The organism is Bradyrhizobium sp. SZCCHNR1017, from assembly GCF_032381375.1.
Classification (GTDB): Bacteria; Pseudomonadota; Alphaproteobacteria; order Rhizobiales; family Xanthobacteraceae; genus Bradyrhizobium.
This window is the reverse complement of the sequence record NZ_JAUHIR010000018.1, coordinates 94553-115984: the sequence shown is the minus strand read 5'-3', so window position 1 is coordinate 115984 and position 21432 is coordinate 94553. Positions and strand designations below refer to the sequence as shown.

The following is a 21432-nucleotide window of genomic DNA, read 5'->3' as shown; positions in this document are numbered from 1 at the left end:
TGGATATCAAGGCCGGCGATGACGACTGAATGTGAAGTCCGGAGCTTTTGCGCATGACCATCCACGACGACCCCCTCGTCTCCACCGACTGGCTCGCTGCGCATCTGGGCGATCCCAAGGTGAAGGTGCTCGACGCGACCTTCAAGATGCCGGGTGTGCTGCCGCTGCCGAAGGACGATTATCTGAAGGCGCATATCCCCGGCGCCGTGTTCTTCGACGTCGACGAGGTCTCCGACCATTCCAATCCGCTGCCGCACATGTATCCGAGCGCCGAGCAGTTCGGCCGCGACGCGGGCCGGCTCGGCGTCAGCAATGGCGATACGGTCGTGGTCTATGATTCCGGCGGCTGGGTCGCCGCGCCGCGCGCCTGGTGGATGTTCCTGTCATTCGGCCACACGGATGTGCGCGTGCTCGACGGCGGGCTGAAGAAGTGGATGGCGGAGGGGCGCCCGGTCGAGAGCGGACAGGTCACGCCGGCGCTCGGCACGTTCAGCGCGAAGTTCGATGCCGCGCGCGTGCGCCGGATCGAGCAGATGGTTGCCAATCTCGCCGGCAACGTCGAGCAGGTGATCGATGCACGGCAGGCGCCGCGCTTCGCTGGCGAGGTCGCCGAGCCGCGGCCCGGCCTCCGATCCGGCCATATCCCCGGCAGCCGAAATTTGCCTTATGCGGAGCTGTTTGACGCGGCGACCGGCGTGATGAAGCCGCTCGACCGGTTGCGCGAGGCATTCGGCGCCGCTGGCGTCGATCTCGCCAAGCCGATCGTCACCTCCTGCGGCTCCGGGGTGTCGGCGGCCGTGCTGACGCTGGCGCTCTATCGTCTCGGCATCCGCGACACCGCGCTCTACGACGGCTCGTGGTCGGAGTGGGGCATCGAGAACGGTCCGCCGGTTGCGACGGGGCCGGCCTGATCGGCTGGCTCCGCCTATCGCGTGCGCGGCCCGGCAGCCTGCTGGCCGACCGCCTGCGGTTGACCAAACGGCTGCTGTCCGAATGGATCGGGGAAGGCAGTCTGTTGCTGCTGGGCGGCCGCGGCTTGCCGAGCCGACCGGAGCCGCTGGGCGATGCGCCGCTGCTTGGCGCGGCGCGCAGCGATCTGCTTCTCCCGGGCCTGGCGCTTCTTGAGGATGCTCCGGCGCAACTGAACGCTCGCGACCTTCACCGAGGCACGATGCTCGCTGGCGGCAGGCCGCTCCTGATGAGCCGGCTGTTCGGCCAGCGCGGCGAGCTTGGCCGCGATCGGATCGAGCACCGCCGGAACGGGCGCGAGCGCGGTTGAAGCGGCGGCTGCGGTCGTCATCATCGGATCGGCGCTGGCGATGACCTGAGGAACTGGCGGCGGTGGTGCGACCACGGCGGCCGCCGTTTCGCTCGACGCCCGCGGCGGGGCCGGCGCTGCAGTCTCGGGCGAGCTGTCCATGCTCGGCCTGTCGGACGCTTTTTCGACCGGAGCGACGATCGAAGCGGTCGTGTCCGGAATGGGGCGCTCCGGCTTGGTGCTCTCGATCCGGTCGTTCGTCGCGGACGCGGTCGCGACAATGGCGGAGGTGCGGGACGTGTCGACCGTTTCCGCGGGCAGCGAGGGCGTCGGCACGTCGGTGGCCACCGCAACGGGTGTCACTTCGGGCGCTTCTGTGAGCGGCGTCGCCGTCGACGGCGCGCTCGGCTGTTCGGACGTTGCCGGGGCAGCATCGGCCACGACCGGCGGCGGCGTCACCGGCGGTGTCGGAATCGAATCCACCCGCAGCACTGCGAGCACCGGCGTGGGCTCGGCCGGCGGTAGGAACGTCGTGAAGCCCGACGCCTGAGTCGTGCGCCAGGACGCGTTGCTGGCGAACTGCTCGTGGGCGGCGCGCAACAGGGCCGCGGCGCCCATGCCGAAGATGGTGAGAGAGATGGAACAGACGATCGCGGCGACCAGAAAACGAAAGCCGGGAAGCATTGACGGTAACTCTCGCCACGGCAGCGGGGACTGCCGAGACATTCGAGCCAGTAGGGAACGCGGTGATCACAGGGAATAGCCGCGTTCGCGACGAGGCCGGCTTCTGCCGTGCATCGCGAATCAGGCTCAGGTCAGAATACCGGAAGTGTTCCCGCCCGCTCGGCAAATCACGGCATCGATAGGGCCTGCGGGGGCTTCGCCGCACTTTTTCGGCGGCGTGAGACTTCCGTGCAACGACGGAGACATGATCACAAATTGCCGAAGTCGGGCCGCTCTGGCCGGAATTGTCTTGAATGCGCCGCTATCTTCGGCCATCTGGCACAGCAAAGGTCCCAATCGGCGGCTTGGGGATACTGCAAGGGCGATGATGATCAGACAAATCCTGACGGTTTGCGCGGTCGCGGCAGCGGGCGTGACGGCAACTTCGTTTGCCGAGGCACAGCAGGTCTATCAGACCGCGCCTGGAGCGTATTCACCGGCGCCGACGCCCTACCCGGCCGACGCGCGCGGGCAGGGGCAGGATTTTGACGCGCTCGACGATGAGGATGCGCCCGGCAATTCCGCGGCGTTGCCGCCACCCGGCCCGGTGATCTCGCCGGACGATCCGCGCTACGGTCGTCCAGCCAATGCGCCGGTTTATGGTGCTGCGGCTCCGACCGGTCCCATCCTTTCTCCCGACGATCCCCGATATGGACGTCCGGCCGGTGCGACGGTCTATGGGGCCGCTCCGACCGGCCCGGTGATGTCCCCGGATGATCCGCGGTATGGCCGCCCGGCTGGTCCGCCCCCGGTGATCTACGGTGATCGTCCCGCCTCCAGCCAACAGGCCTATGGTGGCGCCTATGGCAACAGCGCGCCTGGTGGCGACGCAGGCGCGCCGCGGCCGCCCGGCGCCGTCGGTGGCGCTCCCGCCGTCGCGGGCGCGGCGCAGGCCCCGTCCGCCGGAGATCGTCCGATGACGGTAGCAGCTCTGCCGCCTGAGGAACAACCCGACGCGGCGCCAGCGCCGCTGCCGGCGAACCTGCGCCGCCAGGAGGTCGACTTCGTCACCAAGGAGCCGCCGGGAACGATCGTCGTCGATACGCCCAACACCTACCTCTATCTGGTGCTCGGCAACGGCCGGGCGATGCGCTACGGCGTCCGCGTCGGCCGCGAAGGCTTCACCTGGACCGGCGTGCAGAAGATCACCAAGAAGACCGAGTGGCCGGATTGGTATCCGCCGAGCGAGATGATCGAGCGGCAGCCCTATCTGCCGCGCTTCATGGCCGGCGGTCCGGGCAATCCGCTCGGTGCCCGCGCGATGTATCTCGGCTCGACCGTGTACCGCATCCACGGCACCAACCAGCCGTCGACGATCGGCAAGTTCGTGTCCTCCGGCTGCATCGGCATGCTGAACGACGACGTCGCCGACCTGTTCGACCGGGTCAAGGTCGGCACCCGCGTGGTCGTGATGCCGGGCGGTGCGCCTCCGGGTTCCGGCAAGAACATGGCTGCTGCCGCGGCCTCTCCGGCTCCGGCGCCCGTTCAGGCCCAGGCGACTGTGCCGGCGGCTGGCCAGCCCGCCAACATGCAGCCGCTGCCGCCGCCGGTGACGATCCGCTGAGGCGGGCGTGTGCGAGCTGATCACGTTGAAAACACCCTCCTCGCGGAGGGTGTTTTGCTGTGAGGGCCGCGCTCGCCTGCTTCAAGCCAGCCGGCGCGGCGGCTCGGCTCCTGCGAGCCAGGTGGCGATACAATCGACCATCTGGCCGTAATGGGCGCGAAAACTCTCCTCGGTGACGTAGCCGAGATGCGGCGTGAGCACGACATTGCCGAGCTGGCGCAGCGGATGGGCGACGGGCAGCGGTTCCACGGAGAACACGTCGAGGCCGGCGCCGGCGATGCGCTTGTCGCGCAGTGCCTGCAGCAATGCGGCCTCGTCGACGATCGGCGCGCGCGAGGTGTTGACGAGATAGGCGGTGGCCTTCATGCGCGCGATGTCGGCCGCGCCCACCAGCCCGCGTGAGCGGTCGCTGAGCACGACGTGGACGGTGATGACGTCGGCGGCGGTGAACAGCTCCTCCTTGGTCGCGTAGCCTACTCCCGCCGCCTCGCAGCGTTCGGGCGTCAGGTTGGGGCTCCAGGCGATCACGTTCATGCCGAACGCCTTGCCGAGCCCGGCGACCTTGGTGCCGAGCTTGCCCAGCCCGATGACGCCCAGCGTCTTGCCCTCGATCTCCACGCCGCCCAGCGTCTGCCAGGGCTGCCCGGCATGCATGAGAGCATTCTCCTGGCCGATCCTGCGGGTCAGCTCCAGGATCAGGCCCATGGTGAGCGGTGCGGTGGGGTCACGGCCATATTGCGTGCCGCAGACCATGATGCCGCGCGCCTTGGCGGCCTCCAGGTCGATGGCGGCGTTGCGCATGCCGGAGGTGATCAGGAGCTTCAGCTTCGGCAACCGCTCGATCAGGGAGCGCGGCAATGGCGTCCGCTCGCGCATCGCACAGATGATGTCGGCATCGGTGAGCGCGCCGGCGGCCGCTTCCTCGTTGCCGAACGGCTGTGTGAAAGCCGTCACATCCACTCTGTCGGCCAGCCGGGGCCAGTCGGCCAATGAGAGGGCCGTATCGTAATAGTCGTCGAGGATCGCACAGCGCAGCCGTGTCATCGGCAGGGTCCATTCATCGGGGGACGGCGGCAATGGTGAATGCCGTCAGGAATGGAGCCATGCTTGCGCGCAACGCGGTGGTTGCGCAAGGCATCGTCACGCTCTCACGCGGAACCAGGAGACATCAGTCGAGGCGGGTCTTCAGCCTGAACGCGGCGTCATGGCCGTACTTGGCGCGCCAGGCGGGGCCGGGGCCGCGCATGTAGTGCAATTCTGGCCGGTACGGGTTGAAGGCGCGCGCGACGAATTCGCGCCAGAAGCCGCGGATGTCGTCCGCGATCCCAGATCGGTCTTTGCGGTGTGCCGCCGGAGCGGGCAGGGAGGCTGAGGTGAAGGCTGCCATGACGGGCTCTCGCTGTTGTCGGTCGCGGCTTTTGCCGCTTGGGCGCGCGGGGTCTTGCGGGCCGAGACCGAGTGTCCCGCCGAATTAATTAAAAGATGGTTGCAATTGTCGTGATCCGCCACACACAAGGTGATGGACCCGTATTCGTCCGTGGGCGGCAGGCCGGGCCGGCGCAGGAACGACCGTGATTCTCCCGGCATTTGTTCCCGCCGAGACCGGCTCGCCGGTTGCCCTTTGGGGACCGCGCGGTTACATCAGCGGCAACCATTTTCCGAAAATTCCGGCAGGCTTCAAGGGACACGCGATGGCGCGCCAGTTCGTCTATTTCATGCAGGGTCTGTCCAAGACCTACCCGACCCGCAAGGTGCTCGATAACATTCACCTGTCGTTCTATCCGGACGCCAAGATCGGCGTGCTCGGTGTCAACGGCTCGGGCAAGTCGACCCTGCTCAAGATCATGGCCGGCATCGACAAGGACTATACCGGCGAGGCCTGGGTGGCCGAGGGTGCCCGCGTCGGCTATCTCGAGCAGGAGCCGCAGCTCGATCCGAAGCTCACGGTGCGCGAGAACGTCATGCTCGGCGTCGGCAAGCAGAAGGCGATCCTCGATCGCTACAACGAGCTGGCGATGAACTACTCGGAAGAGACAGCCGACGAGATGACCAAGCTGCAGGACGAGATCGAGGCGCAGGGCCTTTGGGATCTCGACAGCAAGGTCGACCAGGCGATGGATGCGCTGCGCTGTCCGCCCGACGATGCCGACGTCACCAAGCTGTCCGGTGGTGAGCGCCGCCGCGTCGCGTTGTGCAAGCTGCTGCTCGACCAGCCCGAGCTGTTGCTGCTGGACGAGCCGACCAACCATCTCGACGCCGAATCGGTGTCCTGGCTCGAAGGTCACCTGCGCAATTATCCGGGCGCGATCCTGATCGTGACCCACGATCGCTACTTCCTCGACAACGTCACCAGCTGGATCCTGGAGCTCGATCGCGGCAAGGGCATCCCCTACGAGGGCAATTATTCGTCCTGGCTGCAGCAGAAGCAGAAGCGGCTGGAGCAGGAGGGCCGCGAGGATGCCGCGCATCAGCGCACTTTGGCGCGCGAGCAGGAGTGGATCGCGGCCTCGCCGAAGGCCCGCCAGGCCAAGTCCAAGGCGCGCTACCAGCGCTATGAGGAGCTGCTCAAGAAGGCCAGCGAGAAGCAGACCCAGACCGCCCAGATCATCATTCCGGTCGCCGAGCGGCTCGGCCAGAACGTCGTCGATTTCGACGGATTGTCCAAGAGCTTCGGCGACCGCCTGCTGATCGACAATCTCACCTTCAAGTTGCCGCCGGGCGGCATCGTCGGCGTGATCGGTCCGAACGGCGCCGGCAAGACCACACTGTTCCGCATGATCACCGGGCAGGAGAAGCCGGACGCTGGCACCATCACCATCGGAGAGACCGTGCATCTCGGCTATGTCGACCAGTCGCGCGACGCGCTCGATGGCAACAAGACCGTGTGGGAGGAGATCTCCGGCGGCAACGAGCTGATCCTGCTCGGCAAGAAGGAAGTGAACTCGCGCGGCTATTGCTCGGCGTTCAACTTCAAGGGCGCCGACCAGCAGAAGAAGGTCGGGGCGCTGTCCGGCGGCGAGCGTAATCGCGTTCATCTCGCCAAGATGCTGAAGTCGGGCGCCAACGTGCTGCTGCTCGACGAGCCGACCAACGACCTCGACGTCGACACCCTGCGTGCGCTCGAAGAGGCGCTGGAGGATTTCGCCGGCTGCGCCGTCATCATCAGCCACGATCGCTGGTTCCTCGACCGCATCGCGACCCACATGCTGGCCTTCGAGGGCGACAGCCATGTCGAATGGTTCGAAGGAAACTTCCAGGACTACGAGAAGGACAAGATGCGCCGGCTCGGCCAGGACAGCGTGATTCCGCACCGGGTCAAGTACAAGAAGCTGACGCGCTGATCCCTGATCTCGCGAGGCGCGACGCGGTCTCTGTTCCGAGACAAAGCGTCGCGCCCCGGCTGCGGCCAGTTGTCGCTTTTCCGCGTGCTGCGATTGCGTAGATACATGATCCGCAATCCCTCCCAGCCGCGAGATTCTTCACATGTCTTCCTCCGACGCGACCCTGTCCTCCAAGGGCGGAGCGCTGCGCCCCATTCCCATGCTGATCTTCGGCTCGCGCTGGCTGCAGCTGCCGCTCTATGTCGGGCTGATCATCGCGCAGGGCGTCTATGTCGTGCTGTTCCTGAAGGAGCTCTGGCACCTGTTCGCGCACGCGTTCGATTTCTCCGAGCAGCAGATCATGCTCGCCGTGCTCGGACTGATCGACGTGGTCATGATCTCGAACCTGCTCGTGATGGTGATCGTCGGCGGCTACGAAACGTTCGTGTCGCGGCTCAATCTGCAGGGCCATCCCGACGAGCCGGAATGGCTCAGCCACGTCAATGCCAGCGTGCTGAAGATCAAGCTGGCGATGGCCATCATCGGCATCTCGTCGATCCACCTGCTGCGCACCTTCATCGAGGCCGGCGCGCTTTCGTCGGGCAAGTCGAACTACACCGAGACCGGCGTGATGTGGCAGACGATCATCCACACGGTCTTCATCCTCTCCGCGATCGGCATCGCCGTGGTCGACAAATTGTCGAATGCCGCGATCGAAGAGACGAAGCAGGCGGGGCATTGAGCGGCAGCCTCGGGTTCCGTCGGTGGCCTGCTGACGTTCACAAGTGCCGCGGGCTATGGTAGCCCTGAGGCATGGTTCGGCAGCTGCTACTCCGTTTGCGCAGGCTCGTTCTCGTCGGTCTGGCGCTCTGCATGTTCGGCGATGGCCAAGCGAGCGCGGCTGACGCCGCCTTCACGCAGTTCATCAACTCGCTCTGGCCCGAAGCCAAGGAGCAGGGCGTCTCCCGTGCGACGTTCGAGGCGGAGACGCGCGGGTTGGAGCCTGACTACAAGCTTCCCGATCTGCTGCTGCCCGGCCGGCCCGCGACGGGGGCGCCGGCGCAGGCCGAGTTCGTGCAGGTGCCAGCCGACTACATCAAGGAAGCGTCGATCGCGCGGCTGGCCGCGCACGGCGAGAAGCTGATCCAGCAATATCGTCCGGCACTCGCCGAGATCGAGCGCCGCTTCGGCGTGCCGGGGCCGGTCGTGCTTGCGATCTGGGGCCGGGAGACCGATTTCGGCCGCTATGCGCTGCCCTACGATGCGCTGCGCGTGCTGGCGACGCAGGCCTATGTCGGCCGCCGCAAGGACCAGTACCGCACCGAGTTCATCATGGCGCTGAAGATGCTGAGCGACGGCGTGGTGTCGCGCCGCGATCTCAGGGCGTCATGGGGCGGGGCGGTCGGGCTCACCCAGTTCCTGCCGTCGGAGTACTACAAGCACGGTGTCGATCTCGATGGCGACGGCAAGGTCGATCTCTGGCATTCGGTGCCGGACGCGCTGGGCTCGGCGGCGCTGCAGCTTGCCAACAAGGGGTGGCAGCGCGGCCTGCGCTGGGCCTACGAGGTCAAGCCGCCGGCGACTGTCGACTGCGCGATCGGCGTGCCGGAGGTGAAGAAGCCGATCGGCGAATGGCTGCGCGCCGGCTTTGTCCCGGTACGCGGCCAGCGGCTCAGCGCAGCCGAGCAGCAGCAGCCCGCGTCGCTGCTGCAGCCTGAGGGCATCTATGGTCCGGCGTTCCTGACGACGGCGAACTACTTCGTCATCAAGGAATACAATTTTTCCGATCTCTACGTGCTGTTCGTCGGTCACCTCGCGGACCGCATGACGAGCCCGGCTCCGTTCGCGACACCATGGTCGGCGTCAAAGCAGCTTCGGAGCAAGGACGTCGAGGCGATGCAGAAGGGCCTGACGCGGCTCGGTCTCTACGGCGACAAGCTCGACGGCAAGGCCGGCATGCAGACCCGCGCCGCGCTCGGCGCATTTCAGAAGAAGGCGGGCCTGAAGGTCGACTGCTGGCCGAGCGAATCGGTGCTGCAGGCGATCAACGCCGCGCGCTGAGCGGCCGATTCGGTGCGAAGGCCGGAGCCGGCAGTAAAAAGCCCGGCCGCAAGGCCGGGCTTTTCGCATCGAGATGTATCGTCAGGATCAGTAGCAGACGCGAACCGGGCGGGACACCCAGCCATAGCCGTCCCAATAGCGCTCACGGCGCCACACGCACGGCGGCGGGCCCGGCGGAGGGGCTTCGACGTAGACCGGACCGCCATAGGCCGGACGGCTGGACGCGATCGCGCCGCCGAGCAGGGCGCCGCCGATCAGGCCGGCTGCCACGCCGGCACCCACGTCGCCAGCCTTGGCGGCCGGTGCCGTCACGCTCAGCGAACCGGCGATGGTCGCAACCGCAAGCACTGCGGTCAGGATCTTCTTCATGTTCCGAGATCTCCTGGAAGGCGCCCTCGCAGGCGCCGGGTTGGTGATTCACGCACGATCTGGGCCGTCAGCATCGTGAGAAAACACGACAATCCGTCAACCCTTCGTAAACTCTGTTCGACCTGATGCGACGGAAAAACGGTTTTTTCTGGCCGTGCCGGCCGCCCGTTCTCGAAATTCCGGTGCAAGGTCATGGAATTAATGAAGGTGAACGATCACTCGCAAACCCGGACGCGGCGAATCCGCCAGCCGTAGCCGTCCCAGAAGCGCTGGCGCTGCCAATAGCAGGCGTAGCCAGGATCGGCGACGTAGGCAGGCCCGCCGTAATAGGAGTAGCCCGGTTCGTAAGAATATCCGGGCCCATAATAATAGGGATTGCTGCCCGCAGCGATGGCGCCACCGATGAGGGCACCCCCGAGCAGGCCGGCAGCGACACCGGCGGCGACACGACCATTGCGCGCTTCAGCAGGAGCAGGGGCCAGCGCTGCGGTCGACAGCGTTGCGACGGCGGCCAGGGCCGCAAGAGTCTTCTTCATGACCTTAACCTCTCTCACTCCAGGTCGGCGGATCGCGTATCAAGCGATACGGCAGGTTCACACATCCCGCTTGAATGATCAATGAACGGGGGCGTCCCATTGGACGACCCAAGTCCAGGATACGTTCAATGCTGCATTGCACAAAATTCACTGCCGCATTGGAGCCGGCATGACCCCCACGATGACGATGGTCGTGGCGATCGGATTGACGTCGGCCGTCTGCTACGCGCTGTTGGTTCGTGCCGACCGCAGGCCCAACCGCCGTCGTTCGTCCGCGGACAGCACCAGCGTCGACTCCGACGGGGGGTCCAGCTCCAGTCAGGGCGGCGGTCTCGCAGGTTGGTTTTCCAATACCTCGCCGGACGTCATGGGAAACCCGATCGACGGCGGAGGTGACAGTGGCGACGGTGGTGGAGGGGACGGTGGTGGTGGCGACTGAGTTGCGCCTGCTCGATCGCCGCCCACCATTGTTATTCGGCGGTAACTTTGATCTGCGGCAAGCTCGTACAGTTGGAGGCATTCTAGATTGATCGGGAAATTGGAATAGCTTCAAAAGCGCCGTTTTCCCTTTGCGCGGGTAGCTGCGGATGACTATCGATACCTGACCAAGGACGATTGGCCGGTTTCTCATGATTGTTTGTTCCTGCAACGTCATCAGCGATCACGATATCCGCAACGCGGTGAAGTCCGCGGACGAACTGCCGCGGAACCCCAAGCAGGTCTACGGTTGCCTGGGGTGCAGCGCGGAATGCGGCCGCTGTGCGCGCACGATCAAGACGATCATCGACGAGGCGCTGGGTCCCTGTGCTCGCGCCTGCCAGGCCGGCTGTCAGCACGGCCACCACCATGGGACGACACCGGTGAAGGCGATCGATGACGACCTTCAGAGCCGTTTCGCGCTCGCTGCCTGCTGACAGGCATTGCCGTCAGTCGCATCGTTCTCCGCCCGAAAAATGCACATGAACGGGGGTCGTCTCCGCACTTCGAACCTGTTATTGAGCGCCTGCGGCCTCTAACTTTTTCGGAGCTTATCCATGCAGGGCGACCCCAAGGTCATCGAATATCTCAACAAGGGATTGCGCAGCGAGCTGACTGCCATCAACCAATATTGGCTGCACTATCGTCTGTTGAACAATTGGGGCCTTCTCGACATGGCGAAGGTCTGGCGCAAGGAATCCATCGAGGAGATGGAGCACGCCGACAAGTTCACCGACCGCATTCTCTTCCTCGACGGCTTCCCCAACATGCAGGTGCTCGATCCCCTGCGCATCGGCCAGAACGTCAAGGAGATCATCGAATGCGATCTCGCCGCCGAGATCGGCGCGCGGACGCTGTATCAGGAAGCCGCAACCTATTGTCATGGCGTCAAGGACTACGTGTCGCGCGACCTGTTCGAGCAGCTGATGAAGGACGAGGAGCATCACATCGATTTCCTCGAGACCCAGCTCGACCTCATCAACCGCATCGGTCTCGAACTCTACACGCAGAAACACGTCGGCGGCCTCGAGAGCGAGCACTGACGGCGTCGGCGAGGCGGCAGTCCGCTTCGGAACGGGAGGCGATTCAGGGCTGGTGTTTCAAGCCTTGAATCGACCGCCCCTGACGTCGAACCCGCTCACGCGATGATGCCGAAGGCGGTGACGGGTACGACCCAATAGACGAGCTGCGTTCCCGCAAACGCGCTTCTGAGCCGCTCGAGGAGCCGCTCGAGATCCTCTTCCGGCAACACGATCCGCACGACGACCTCGTCGGCATGTCCTTTCACCCGCTCTGCAGCGCTCCGCAGCCGGACGCGCGCACCGTGTCCGGCTGCTTCCGAGGCGGTGAAGCCCGTCACGAGATCGGTCTGCTCGCTCAGATGGTCGAGTACCTCGCTGTGAAGTGCATCCGGCACGATCAGGGTCAGGCAGACGGCTTGGCTGCTCATGTGGCTTCCTTCGCAGCAGCGCCGTAGCGGCGATACAGGATCGGCAACAGGATCAGCGTCAGCAGCGTGGACGACAGCAGGCCGCCGATCACGACGATCGCGAGCGGACGCTGGACCTCCGATCCGGGCCCCGATGCAAACAGCAGCGGGATCAAACCCAGCGCCGTGATGCTCGCCGTCATCAGCACAGGCCGCAGCCTGCGCTTGGCGCCTTCGACCACGATGCGCTGCTCGGGGACCCCGTGAGCGCGCAACTGGTTGAAATAAGACACCAGCACGACACCATTGAGCACGGCGATTCCGAGCAGTGCGATGAAGCCGACGGAGGCTGGAACGGAGAGGTATTCACCGCTCGAGACCAGCGCGAACACGCCGCCGATCAGCGCAAACGGAATGTTGACGAGGACGAGCAGGGCCTGGCGCACCGAGCCGAACGTGGTGAAGAGCAGCACGAAGATCAAGCCGATCGCGACCGGCACCACGACCGATAGACGCGCGGCCGCACGTTGCTGGTTCTCGAACTGCCCGCCCCATGTCAGCCGATAGCCGGACGGCAGCGGCAGCTCGGCTGCGACCCTTTGCTGAGCCGCCTGGACGAAACCGACCATGTCGCGGCCGCGGACATTGCTGCGAACCACGCTCATGCGGTTGCCGTCCTCACGATCGATCTTCACCGGGCCATCGACCCGCTGGATGCGTGCGACCTGCGAGAGCGCAACATGCTGGCCGGACGCAAGCGTCAGCGGCAGCGCCGCCAGCATCGTCGGCGCCTGCCGCGTGGCCTCACCGCCGCGGACCAGGATCGGCGTCCGGCGTCCCTCCTCGAGCGCGGTGCCGATCGTTCGGCCTTCGATCTGCGTGCGCAGGGAGGCCGAGATCGAGTCCACCGTGAGCCCGAGCCTGCCCGCCTCCATCCGGTTGACGACGATCGTGTAGTACTGCGCGCCTTCGTTAAGGGTCGTGTAGACGTCCTGGGCTCCATCGATATCGGATAGAATCGCCGACAGTTTCGCTGCGATCTCGTTGAGCTTGGTGATGTCCGGGCCGAAGATCTTGACCGCGACGTCGCCGCGGACGCCGCTGATCATCTCCTGCACGCGCATGTCGATGGGCTGCGTGAAGCTGAGCGAGACACCGGGGAAGCCGGTCAGAACCTCGCGAAGCGTCTCGAGCAGGACATCCCGGTCGCTGGTCTGCCGCTGGTCTGCCGGCTTGAGCACCAAGAACGTGTCGGTCTGATTGGGTCCCATCGGATCGAGCCCGAGCTCGTCCGAGCCGGTGCGCGCGATGATGCCGGCGACGTCTGGCACCTTCATCAACGCCGTCTGCAGCCGGGCATTGATGGCGAGGGACTCGTCGAGATTGACGGACGGCAGCGTCTCCACGCTGACGATGACGTCGCCTTCGTCCATCGTCGGCATGAAGGTCTTGCCCAGCCGGGTGTAGCCATATCCCGCGGCAACGAGGCAGACCAGCGCCGCGATGATCACCTTGCGCTCGTTGCCGAGCGCCCAGTCGAGCGCGGGCGCATAGACGCGCTGCGCTGCGCGGATCAGCAATGGATCGTCATGCGACGCGGATGTGAGCACGAAGGATGTTGCGACCGGAAGCACCGTCAGCGCCAGCAGCAGCGACGCGGCCAGGGCGAAGATGATCGCCAGCGCGACCGGAATGAAGAGCTTGCCCTCCAGCCCCTGCAAGGTCAGCAGCGGAACGAACACGATGATGATGATCAGGACGCCCGAGGCGACCGGCTGCAGAACCTCGCAGACCGAGCGGTAGACGATGTGGATCAGCGGCGTGGTGCTTGCGTGATCGTGCTTTGCGAGATTGCCGACGATGTTCTCGACCACCACGACCAGCGCGTCGATCAGCATGCCGATGGCGATCGCAAGGCCGCCGAGACTCATCAGGTTGGCGGACATGCCGACAGCCCGCATCACGATCAGCGCCATCACGATCGCGAGCGGCAGGCTGAGCGCAATCACCAGCGAGGCGCGCCAATTGCCGAGGAACAGCAGCAGCAGCACGACGACGAGCACCGTGGCTTCGCCAAGCGCCCGCACCACCGTGCCGACGGCGCGGTTGACCAGCCGGCTGCGGTCGTAGAACACGTTGATGGTGACGCTGCTCGGTAGCGACGGCTTCAGCTCATCCAGCCGCGCCCGAACGTCGCGCACCAATTGTCCGGCGTTGGCCCCGCGCAAGCCGAGCACGAGCCCCTCGACCGTCTCGCCCTTGCCGTCTTTCGTGACGGCGCCATAGCGGGTGAGGGCGCCGATCTTGACCCGGGCGACGTCGCTGACCCGGATCGGGATTCCGTCGCGGGTGTCGACGATGATCGCGCGGATGTCGTCGATGCCGCGGATGCTGCCCTCGATGCGGACCAGCGCGCTGTCCTCGCCCTGGTTGACCCGCCCGGCACCGTCGTTGCGGCTGTTGGCCTCGATGGCTTTGCGAAACAGCTCGGACGAGATGCCGCGCGCCGCCAGCGCATCGTTCCGCGGCACGATTTCGAAGGCGCGAACATAGCCGCCGAGCGCGTTGACGTCGGCAACCCCGGGCACGGTGCGCAGGGCCGGGCGGATGACCCAGTCGAGCAAGGTCCGGCGCTCGGCCAGCGACAGATCGGGACTGTCGATCGTGAACATGAACATCTCGCCGAGCGGACTCGTGATCGGCGCAAGGCCGCCGCTCACGCCCTCGGGGAAGTCGCGCGAAATGTTGGAGAGCCGCTCCGAGACCTGATTGCGGGCCCAGTAGATGTCGGTGCCGTCCTCGAAGTCGACGGTGATGTCGGCCAGCGCATATTTCGTCGCCGAGCGCAGGATCTTCTTGTTCGGCAATCCGAGCAGCTCCAGCTCGATCGGGACCGTGATGCGCTGCTCGACCTCTTCCGGCGTCAGACCGGGGGCCTTCATGATGATCTTCACCTGGACCGGCGAGACGTCCGGAAAGGCATCGATCGGCAGGCTCGGCAGGACGACGGCGCCAGCGCCGATCACCAGCAGTGTGCTCAGGATGACGAAGAGCCGCTGCGACAGCGCGAATGCGACAAGCCGCTGTAGCATCTACTGCCCCAGTCGCGAGAGGATGCCGCGCAGCGCCGAGATGCCGCCGATGGCGATCTCGTCCTTGTCCGTGAGGGGGCCGGCGATGACGACGTGATCCTGATCCTCCGCGAGCAGCGTCACGGGGACGAGCCGGAAACCGCCTTCCGTGGCGACGAACACCGAGGTCTGCTCGCCGCGACGGACGAGGCCGCTATAGGGAATCTCCCATGCGCTTTCGCCTGCCGAGATGAAGCCGATGCGAGCGGCCGCCATCTGTCCGGAATGCAGCTCACCGTTGTTTGGAATCTCGGCGCGGACGAGAATGGTCTGCGTGGCGGCATCTGTCGTCTCGGACACCAGGATGACCTGGCCCGGTGTCGCATAGCCTTCGATGTCGACCTTGGCGCCGGTCTTGATGGCGCCGATGTTGGTCGCGGGGATCGCGATCTCGGCCCATAGCGGCGACAGCCGCGCAAGCTTTACCAGGGACGCGGCCTGCTCAAGGCGCTGGCCCGGCGATACCGCGATCTCGACCACGGACGCGGCGCGTGGCGCCGTCACGGTGAGTGTCGCGCTGATCGCCGCCTCATTGCTGAGCCGGGCGATGGCTTCGTCCGACAGCCCGCTGATGTGCAGCATCTGCCGTCGTTCGGCGACGACGATGCTGGCCTGGCGCGCTTCGGCCTGGCTCGACTCCAGCACGCGTTGCGGGATGGCTTTGCCTTCGAACAGGTCGGCGTTGCGCTTCAACTGCTGAGCCGCGAGTCCCTCCTGTGCCAGCGCGTGCAGGTAATCGCGCTGGAGCGAGACGAAGCTCGGACTCTCCAGCGTGAGCAGCGGCTGTCCGACGGTCACGCGATCGCCGCGGGCAACAGCGAGGTTGGTGATCATCCCCGCGACCGGCGCGCTGACGACCCATAGTTGAGGCGTGGGAATGACGATCTGCGCGGGATAAGGCAGCGTCCTGTCCATCCGGCTGGAGATCGGATGCGTCACGCGCACGCCGAGGTTCTGCGCCTGGCTTGGCGTGAGCTTCAGCTCATCATCGGCCAACGCAGCGCAGGACGCGACGACGAGAGCCAGCGCGAGAGACGCGCGGGCCAGACGGCCTGCGGACCGGAAAAACAATCGCTTGAGCATTTCGATCAGGAATCTTCGCGTTCATGCATGACGCATTCTGCACACTATTTCGGCCAATTTCCGTATTTGTTGACCTGCGTCAACAGGGGCCGGTCACGAGCCCGCGAGCCGAGCTGAAAATCTCGCTTGAGACCTGTCTTGTCGCTAACGACTCGCAGCAGTCGCAGTCAGATGGCGCACATGCGCATCATACCGCATCGGCGGGAACGAAACAGCTGATGATGATGTCGCCGCGGTGATGGACGTACCACACCACGGCTTCGCCGATCGGGTTGCCGCGGTCGCGGATGATGGCGCGTTCCGGCACTGGCATCCACCGGCCTTCGATCGGTACCCAATAGGTGCCGTCACGGACGTCATAGGTGGTGCGGTGGCCGTCGGAGACATCGCAGCATGGCACGCCGTTCGGCGCGATCACGCTCTTGAACCACGCGCGGATGTCGGGCGGGACGTTGTCGAACTGCCCGTTGTCGAAGGCGGCCGCGACGGTCGCGCAGGCGAACGAGCCGATCGTGACAGCGGCCAGCATCGTCCTGCGCATTCGTTTGCTCCCTCCGCCGATCTACATGCCGCGCTGCGGCGCCGTCGCCAGCAAGTCGCGCAGCGGCTCGGCGTAGAACTTCGCATTTCCGGTGGTCAGGTGGCCGCGCGTTTCGGCCGAGGTCGGGATGAGGAAGAGCTTGCCGTTGGCGACGCGCTTCATCGCGTCGACCGTGACGCCGGTCTCCGGCGGATTGCGCTCGTCGTCGGCCGAGTTGATCAGCATCACGGTTGCCTTGATCTTGTCGAGATCGGCGGACGGATTGTAGTCGTGCGACGAGTCCCACTGATAGATGAAGTCGTTGGCGTCGGTGGGGATCGGCGTGGCGAGCCGCTCCTCGACCAGCTTGTCGGCCTTGGCGGCGGTCGGTGCCGTGAGCTGGTAGGCGATGGTGCCGCCGGCCGAGGCGGTGGCGTAGGCCGTGACGGCGTATTTCATCATGCGCGGCTGCGCGGTGTAGTTGCCGCCGTTGTAGTCGGGATCGTTGCGGATCGTCTCCAGCATCAGCCGGCGCAGCATCCAGTTGCGGGCCGCCATTTCGGTCGGCTGCGAGGCCATCGGCACCGCGACGTCCATGAAGTCCGGATAGCGCGTGGCCCACACCCAGCTATGCATGCCGCCCATCGAATTGCCGATCACGAGCCGCAGGTGCTTGATGCCGAGCCCCTCGGTCAGCAGGCGGTGCTGCGCGTCGACCATGTCGGCATAGTCATAGGCGGGAAATTTCGTCTTCAGCCCGTCGGAGGGTTTTGACGATTTGCCGTGGCCGATGCTGTCGGGGATGATGATGTAGTACTTGCTCGCGTCGAGCGGCTGGTCCTTGCCGAACAATTCGCCGGCGAAGGTCGGCACCAGCATGCTTCCGCCTGAGCCGCCGGTGCCATGCAGCACCAGCACCGGCTGCCCGGTCGGCTCGCCGACGGTCGTATAGTGCAGCCTCAGCTCCGGCAGCGTCTCGCCGGTGTGAAACTTGAAATCCTTGACGACGAAGTCGCCCTGCTTCGGGGCGGGATAGTCGGCGGCGCGGGCCGGCGCGCAAACAACGACGACGGCGGCAAGAACGGCGGCAAGCGGTCGAAACATGGACTCCCCCTGATCATGCGCGACTCTTCCGGTCGCGTCGGGGGCATGATAGCACGGTCTGCGACCTGGTTCAGTACCGGATTGATGGGACTCATCATGTGCCGCAACATCAAGACGCTGTTCAATTTCGAGCCGCCGGCGACGGAGGCTGAAATTCAGGCCTCGGCCCTGCAATTCGTGCGCAAGCTGTCCGGCTTCAACGCGCCCTCGCAGGCCAACGAGGCCGCCTTCGCCCGCGCGGTCGAGGAGGTGGCCGACGCCGCGCGGCGGCTCCTGACCTCGCTGCAGACCCAGGCGCCGCCGCGCGACCGCGAGATCGAGGCGGCCAAGGCGCGGGAACGCTCGGCGGCCCGGTTCGGCCCGCGCTGAGGCCCATCGTGCCCTGACGGAGGGCGAAGCTCAGAAACCCTCGTCGTCGTGGTCGTCGCGCCCCTGGGCGTGCTTGTCGTGCTTCTTCTTTTTCTTGCCCTTCTTCTTTTTCTTCTTCTTCGGGAGGTCGATGTCGTGCGGATCGTCGTCCTCGAAGGCCTCGTCCAGTGCATCGTCATGCGTGGTGGCGGCGAAGATGTCGCGCACCGCGACCAGCTCGGCCTCGCGCTCATGCGCCTCGCGATCGCGGTTGCGCTTGTAGTCGTCATAGGCGGCGAAGATCTGCTCCAGCCAGGGCATCAGCTGATCGATCGTCGGCAGCGTGCCTGGCGCTCCCGGCTCGCCCTGCGGACCTTGCGGTCCGGCAGGTCCCGGCTTGCCTGGCGGACCGGCCTCGCCGCGGGGCCCCTGCGGGCCGGGCCTGCCTTGCGGACCCGCCTTGCCGTCGGGACCGGGCTTGCCGCGCTGACCATCCGGTCCGCGCCGCCCGGGCTGCCCTTGCGGGCCACGTGGACCCACCGGGCCCTGCAGGCCGCGTCCGGCCGGATTCCTTGCCACTACCGCAACTCCGCTACACGTCTTTGATTCGCAGCGAAGCCTAACAGAGCCGCGACGACGGCAGCAATTGCAGCAGGGCTGCGAGGCCGATTGATCAACATCAATCGGCGCCGCATCCTGATGAGTTCCACGCGATGGGATATCGCGTGGTCGCCGTCGGATCAGGCCGAATAGGCCGGCACCGCGATGCCGTCGGCCGTGTAGATGCGGATCTTGTTGCGCAAGGTACGCACGGGCATGCCGAGCAGCCTTGCGGCGTGGGTACGATTGCCGTTGCAGCGCGCCAGGGTCTGCACGATCAGCTCGCGCTCGATCTCGGACAAGGGCGTGCCGATCAACAGCGGCAGGACCTCCGCCGCGGAGCGCGACGGTGGCATGGCAAGCGGCACGAGTGACGGACTTGCGGCTTCGGATGACAACTCTTGCGACATAACTCCTCCCGATCAACGCCCGCGCCGCCACTGAAACGACGCGTAAACATCGAGACCAACTAAACATCCAGCCCGTAAATCACCGTGGTCGGACAAGGTTAATGGGGCCTTAACGCCGGCGTCCGGCCGCCTCCAGCGCGCCAAATACCCCGAAATCGCCTTGGTTCTGCGCGGGTCTCGACCCATTTCGCCGGCGGCCGGCGGCACATCACGGCCCGCCCGGTCGGCATGCCCTCCGACAGCCATCGTCAATGTCGGCGGCGGGCCGTTTGCATTGCCAAATTCCTGCGGTGAGAGCGCGTCATTTCGAACACACCGGCGGCGGCGCATGCGTGGTGCCGCGCAAAGGGCTAAATTCGGCCCGATCGATTCGCTTGGTGGGGCACGATCGTCACACACGGCCATCGAATGACCTCAAGCCCAAATTCACTTCGCTGGAGACTTCATCCATGACAATTGCATCCTCGCTTCGCGGTCTGCTGGTGGCACTGACGGCTGCTTGCGGCGCCGTCATTCCGGCCACGGCGCACGCGGATGGCGGCTTCATCACGCTGACCATCTACAAGGCGGGGTGGATCATCGGCGGCTCCGGCGGCAGCGGCGTGTTGAACTTCCACGGCCGCGCCTATCCGCTGTCGACCGGCGGCCTCGACTGGGGCCTGGTGTTCGGCGGCTCGCGCACGGTGCTGCGCGGCCGCGTCAGCAACATCTGGCGTCCGTCCGACGTCGAGGGCGTCTACGGCGCCGCCGGCGCGGGCCTCGCCGTCGGCCGCGGCGTGCGCGGCATCGTGCTGACCAACCAGAAGGGCGCGGTGCTGGAACTCTCGGGTGAACAGATCGGCCTCTTGGCGAACGTCGATCTGTCCGGGCTCGCGATCACGATCAGGTAGTTGCGTCATCGTCGTCGTCATCGTGGCTGCGTAGCAACTCACAACAGGTGTCATCGCCCGCCTGCGCGGGCGAGGACCGTCGTTGCGTGCTGAGCACTGCCAACACCATCTCTCTCCCTCGCTCCTGCTCATAAGTCCGCGTTCTCGCCGCACCGCGTGCGCGAGGGATGCATCGTGCGAGCCCCATCGAAAATTGAGAGGGGCAGGGAAGGCCGGGAGCTCGCCGCTCCCATGGTCCGCGTGCAACAGATAAGCACGCGGCAGAACCACAGGTTCGGCGGAGACATCCCGGCCTTCCCTGCGCGCATGGTCTGACGGCTTATACGTGGTCTCCCTGGCGCGCCGGCTTGTTGGCCGCCATTGCACGCGTCACGCTTCCGCATGAGCACGCACGTGATACCAGCTTCGGGGTATCAGGACATCACGACTTCACCGTACGTGACAGCCGCGCTCGTCGGGCGCAGCGATCACGTCCACCGCGGCCCACCTCCACGTATCGTGACGACGCGTACGTCCCTCTGCATGAGGCGGGTTGAGCGGAAACATCGTCCTGATTTGCCCGACATGGCAAGCGCGCGGACGTGCGACAAACTAACACGACGGGCAGTTGGTGCATGGCGGGGATGCGGAGATTGCCCGTCGGGTAAGGGTCGAAAATGATAGGGCCGTTCTGAGATCGGGGCACATCAGTCGTTTGCGCTCGAGCGTTGCGCTGTACAACACAGCGCCATCGCCCCTTGTGGGAGAGGGTATCGCCGGCCCACCAACGTAATCGGTTGGGTGAGGGGGGCTCCTCCGCAAGTTGAACTCGTCGAGGTAAACCCCTCACCCAAGCGAGTTTGCCGCTCTGTCCTACATGCCCTCTCCCACAAGGGGCGAGGGCGCAGTCATTGGCACTGCGCGGAGGTCGCCAGTAGTTTGCTCGCAGTGATGATGATGTTACTCATCATCATGGGATCTGAGGTCATCATGGGATCTGAGGCAAAATCGCTTGCCTCAGATCTTTGCCACATGCGCCGCCAGCTCCAGCCACGGCTGCTCCGTCCACGCACCCGACGCCGCGCCGGACGGTGAGGCGAGGACGAACACGGTCGGGAAATCATCCTGCTCCCGCTCCGGCTGCCGCCCCAGCGCAATCGTGCCGGTCGGCTTGCCATAAAACAGGCTCGCGGCCTTCTTGCTGGTGAAGGCGACGGTTGCAGGGCGATGGTGTCGGATCTTTGCGGCGAAACCGGCGACGTCGACGCCGGCCTTCAGCGCGACATGGTCCATGCCCGCGCCCAGCTTGCACAGATCGGTGAAGCCGATGCCGAGCGACAGCAGCGCCGGAAATTCCTGCGGCTGGTACAGCCGCGGTGTCAGGCCGACCGCGAACAGCGTGCGCCAGAAACGGTTGCCGGGATGGGCGTAGTAGTGCCCGGTCGCCGCCGAGCGTTCGCTCGCGGCGGTGCCGACGAAGACGAGGCGCAGGCCGGGCTGGAGCTGGTCGGGCAGGCGGTTCATGGCTGGCGTTGTCGCATTGTTGCAGCCGCTGCAACAGCCTGTTGCAGGGAGGCCGCATTGTTGCTGCGGCGTCCCTGGTCTAGGTGACGCGGAGCCACGGGAGCAC

The 21432-nt window shown here is 65.7% G+C and carries 23 protein-coding genes; 10 read left to right on the top strand and 13 right to left on the bottom strand.

What is annotated here, in order from left to right; genetic code table 11:
- Positions 1-53: 53 nt before the first annotated feature.
- Positions 54-911 carry a 3-mercaptopyruvate sulfurtransferase gene (gene sseA, locus QW863_RS31065; RefSeq protein WP_315717848.1) on the top strand — a complete coding sequence of 286 codons (858 nt, stop codon included), beginning with the start codon at positions 54-56 and terminating at the stop codon, positions 909-911.
- A gap of 14 nt (positions 912-925) precedes the next feature.
- Here sseA and QW863_RS31060 read toward each other — a convergent pair whose 3' ends face one another.
- Positions 926-1876 (bottom strand): hypothetical protein, encoded by a 951-nt coding sequence (locus QW863_RS31060; RefSeq protein WP_315717847.1) that lies wholly within the window; start codon positions 1874-1876, stop codon positions 926-928.
- A gap of 430 nt (positions 1877-2306) precedes the next feature.
- Between QW863_RS31060 and QW863_RS31055 the strand changes: the two genes are divergently transcribed.
- A complete protein-coding gene (locus tag QW863_RS31055) occupies positions 2307-3545 on the top strand; it encodes a L,D-transpeptidase (protein WP_315717846.1) in 1239 nt (412 codons plus the stop codon).
- Positions 3546-3626: 81 nt separating this feature from the next.
- Here QW863_RS31055 and QW863_RS31050 read toward each other — a convergent pair whose 3' ends face one another.
- Both QW863_RS31050 and QW863_RS31045 read right to left on the bottom strand, forming a co-directional pair.
- Positions 3627-4589 (bottom strand): D-2-hydroxyacid dehydrogenase family protein, encoded by a 963-nt coding sequence (locus tag QW863_RS31050; protein ID WP_315717845.1) that lies wholly within the window; start codon positions 4587-4589, stop codon positions 3627-3629.
- A 124-nt stretch (positions 4590-4713) separates the two neighbouring features.
- On the bottom strand, positions 4714-4932 hold the full coding sequence (locus tag QW863_RS31045) for a hypothetical protein (protein WP_315717844.1): 219 nt from the start codon (positions 4930-4932) through the stop codon (positions 4714-4716).
- A 304-nt stretch (positions 4933-5236) separates the two neighbouring features.
- On the opposite strand from QW863_RS31045, the gene ettA reads away from it, so the two are divergent.
- The 3 genes from ettA to QW863_RS31030 all read left to right on the top strand — a co-directional run bounded on the left by ettA (position 5237) and on the right by QW863_RS31030 (position 8926).
- Positions 5237-6886: an energy-dependent translational throttle protein EttA gene (gene ettA / locus QW863_RS31040; protein ID WP_315717864.1), complete on the top strand. Its 1650-nt coding sequence runs from the start codon at positions 5237-5239 to the stop codon at positions 6884-6886.
- Positions 6887-7028: 142 nt separating this feature from the next.
- Entirely contained in the window at positions 7029-7607 is a 579-nt protein-coding gene (locus QW863_RS31035) for a TIGR00645 family protein (protein WP_315717843.1), read from the top strand.
- A 131-nt stretch (positions 7608-7738) separates the two neighbouring features.
- Complete coding sequence (locus QW863_RS31030) at positions 7739-8926, top strand: lytic murein transglycosylase (RefSeq protein ID WP_315717841.1); 1188 nt, start codon at positions 7739-7741, stop codon at positions 8924-8926.
- 87 nt (positions 8927-9013) lie between these two features.
- Here QW863_RS31030 and QW863_RS31025 read toward each other — a convergent pair whose 3' ends face one another.
- Positions 9014-9295, bottom strand: coding sequence for a hypothetical protein (locus QW863_RS31025; protein WP_257169446.1), 282 nt, complete (start codon positions 9293-9295; stop codon positions 9014-9016).
- A gap of 215 nt (positions 9296-9510) precedes the next feature.
- Entirely contained in the window at positions 9511-9831 is a 321-nt protein-coding gene (locus QW863_RS31020; RefSeq protein WP_315717840.1) for a hypothetical protein, read from the bottom strand.
- A gap of 169 nt (positions 9832-10000) precedes the next feature.
- On the opposite strand from QW863_RS31020, the gene QW863_RS31015 reads away from it, so the two are divergent.
- From QW863_RS31015 to bfr, 3 genes are all read left to right on the top strand, one after another.
- Positions 10001-10270 carry a hypothetical protein gene (locus QW863_RS31015; protein WP_315717839.1) on the top strand — a complete coding sequence of 90 codons (270 nt, stop codon included), beginning with the start codon at positions 10001-10003 and terminating at the stop codon, positions 10268-10270.
- Positions 10271-10460: 190 nt separating this feature from the next.
- A complete protein-coding gene (locus QW863_RS31010) occupies positions 10461-10745 on the top strand; it encodes a bacterioferritin-associated ferredoxin (protein WP_315717838.1) in 285 nt (94 codons plus the stop codon).
- 120 nt (positions 10746-10865) lie between these two features.
- On the top strand, positions 10866-11351 hold the full coding sequence (gene bfr, locus QW863_RS31005) for a bacterioferritin (protein WP_315717837.1): 486 nt from the start codon (positions 10866-10868) through the stop codon (positions 11349-11351).
- 95 nt (positions 11352-11446) lie between these two features.
- On the opposite strand, the gene QW863_RS31000 is transcribed toward bfr, so the two are convergent.
- The 5 genes from QW863_RS31000 to QW863_RS30980 all read right to left on the bottom strand — a co-directional run bounded on the left by QW863_RS31000 (position 11447) and on the right by QW863_RS30980 (position 17575).
- Positions 11447-11758 carry a DUF3240 family protein gene (locus QW863_RS31000; RefSeq protein ID WP_315717836.1) on the bottom strand — a complete coding sequence of 104 codons (312 nt, stop codon included), beginning with the start codon at positions 11756-11758 and terminating at the stop codon, positions 11447-11449.
- Entirely contained in the window at positions 11755-14829 is a 3075-nt protein-coding gene (locus QW863_RS30995) for a CusA/CzcA family heavy metal efflux RND transporter (RefSeq protein ID WP_315717835.1), read from the bottom strand. The genes QW863_RS31000 and QW863_RS30995 overlap by 4 nt, the downstream gene beginning before the upstream one ends.
- Positions 14830-15951 (bottom strand): efflux RND transporter periplasmic adaptor subunit, encoded by a 1122-nt coding sequence (locus QW863_RS30990; RefSeq protein ID WP_315717834.1) that lies wholly within the window; start codon positions 15949-15951, stop codon positions 14830-14832.
- A 187-nt stretch (positions 15952-16138) separates the two neighbouring features.
- On the bottom strand, positions 16139-16492 hold the full coding sequence (locus QW863_RS30985; RefSeq protein ID WP_409977983.1) for a hypothetical protein: 354 nt from the start codon (positions 16490-16492) through the stop codon (positions 16139-16141).
- A gap of 21 nt (positions 16493-16513) precedes the next feature.
- Entirely contained in the window at positions 16514-17575 is a 1062-nt protein-coding gene (locus QW863_RS30980) for an alpha/beta fold hydrolase (RefSeq protein ID WP_315717833.1), read from the bottom strand.
- A gap of 96 nt (positions 17576-17671) precedes the next feature.
- Between QW863_RS30980 and QW863_RS30975 the strand changes: the two genes are divergently transcribed.
- Positions 17672-17944 (top strand): DUF2277 domain-containing protein, encoded by a 273-nt coding sequence (locus tag QW863_RS30975; RefSeq protein WP_315717862.1) that lies wholly within the window; start codon positions 17672-17674, stop codon positions 17942-17944.
- Between the two features lie 30 nt (positions 17945-17974).
- On the opposite strand, the gene QW863_RS30970 is transcribed toward QW863_RS30975, so the two are convergent.
- Positions 17975-18502, bottom strand: a complete 528-nt coding sequence (locus tag QW863_RS30970; protein WP_315717832.1) for a collagen-like protein — start codon at positions 18500-18502, stop codon at positions 17975-17977.
- Positions 18503-18663: 161 nt separating this feature from the next.
- Positions 18664-18933: a helix-turn-helix domain-containing protein gene (locus QW863_RS30965; RefSeq protein WP_315717831.1), complete on the bottom strand. Its 270-nt coding sequence runs from the start codon at positions 18931-18933 to the stop codon at positions 18664-18666.
- A gap of 449 nt (positions 18934-19382) precedes the next feature.
- On the opposite strand from QW863_RS30965, the gene QW863_RS30960 reads away from it, so the two are divergent.
- Positions 19383-19823 carry a hypothetical protein gene (locus tag QW863_RS30960; protein WP_315717830.1) on the top strand — a complete coding sequence of 147 codons (441 nt, stop codon included), beginning with the start codon at positions 19383-19385 and terminating at the stop codon, positions 19821-19823.
- 996 nt (positions 19824-20819) lie between these two features.
- Here the strand turns inward: QW863_RS30960 and QW863_RS30955 are convergent.
- Entirely contained in the window at positions 20820-21326 is a 507-nt protein-coding gene (locus tag QW863_RS30955; RefSeq protein ID WP_315717829.1) for a mismatch-specific DNA-glycosylase, read from the bottom strand.
- Positions 21327-21432: the final 106 nt, after the last annotated feature.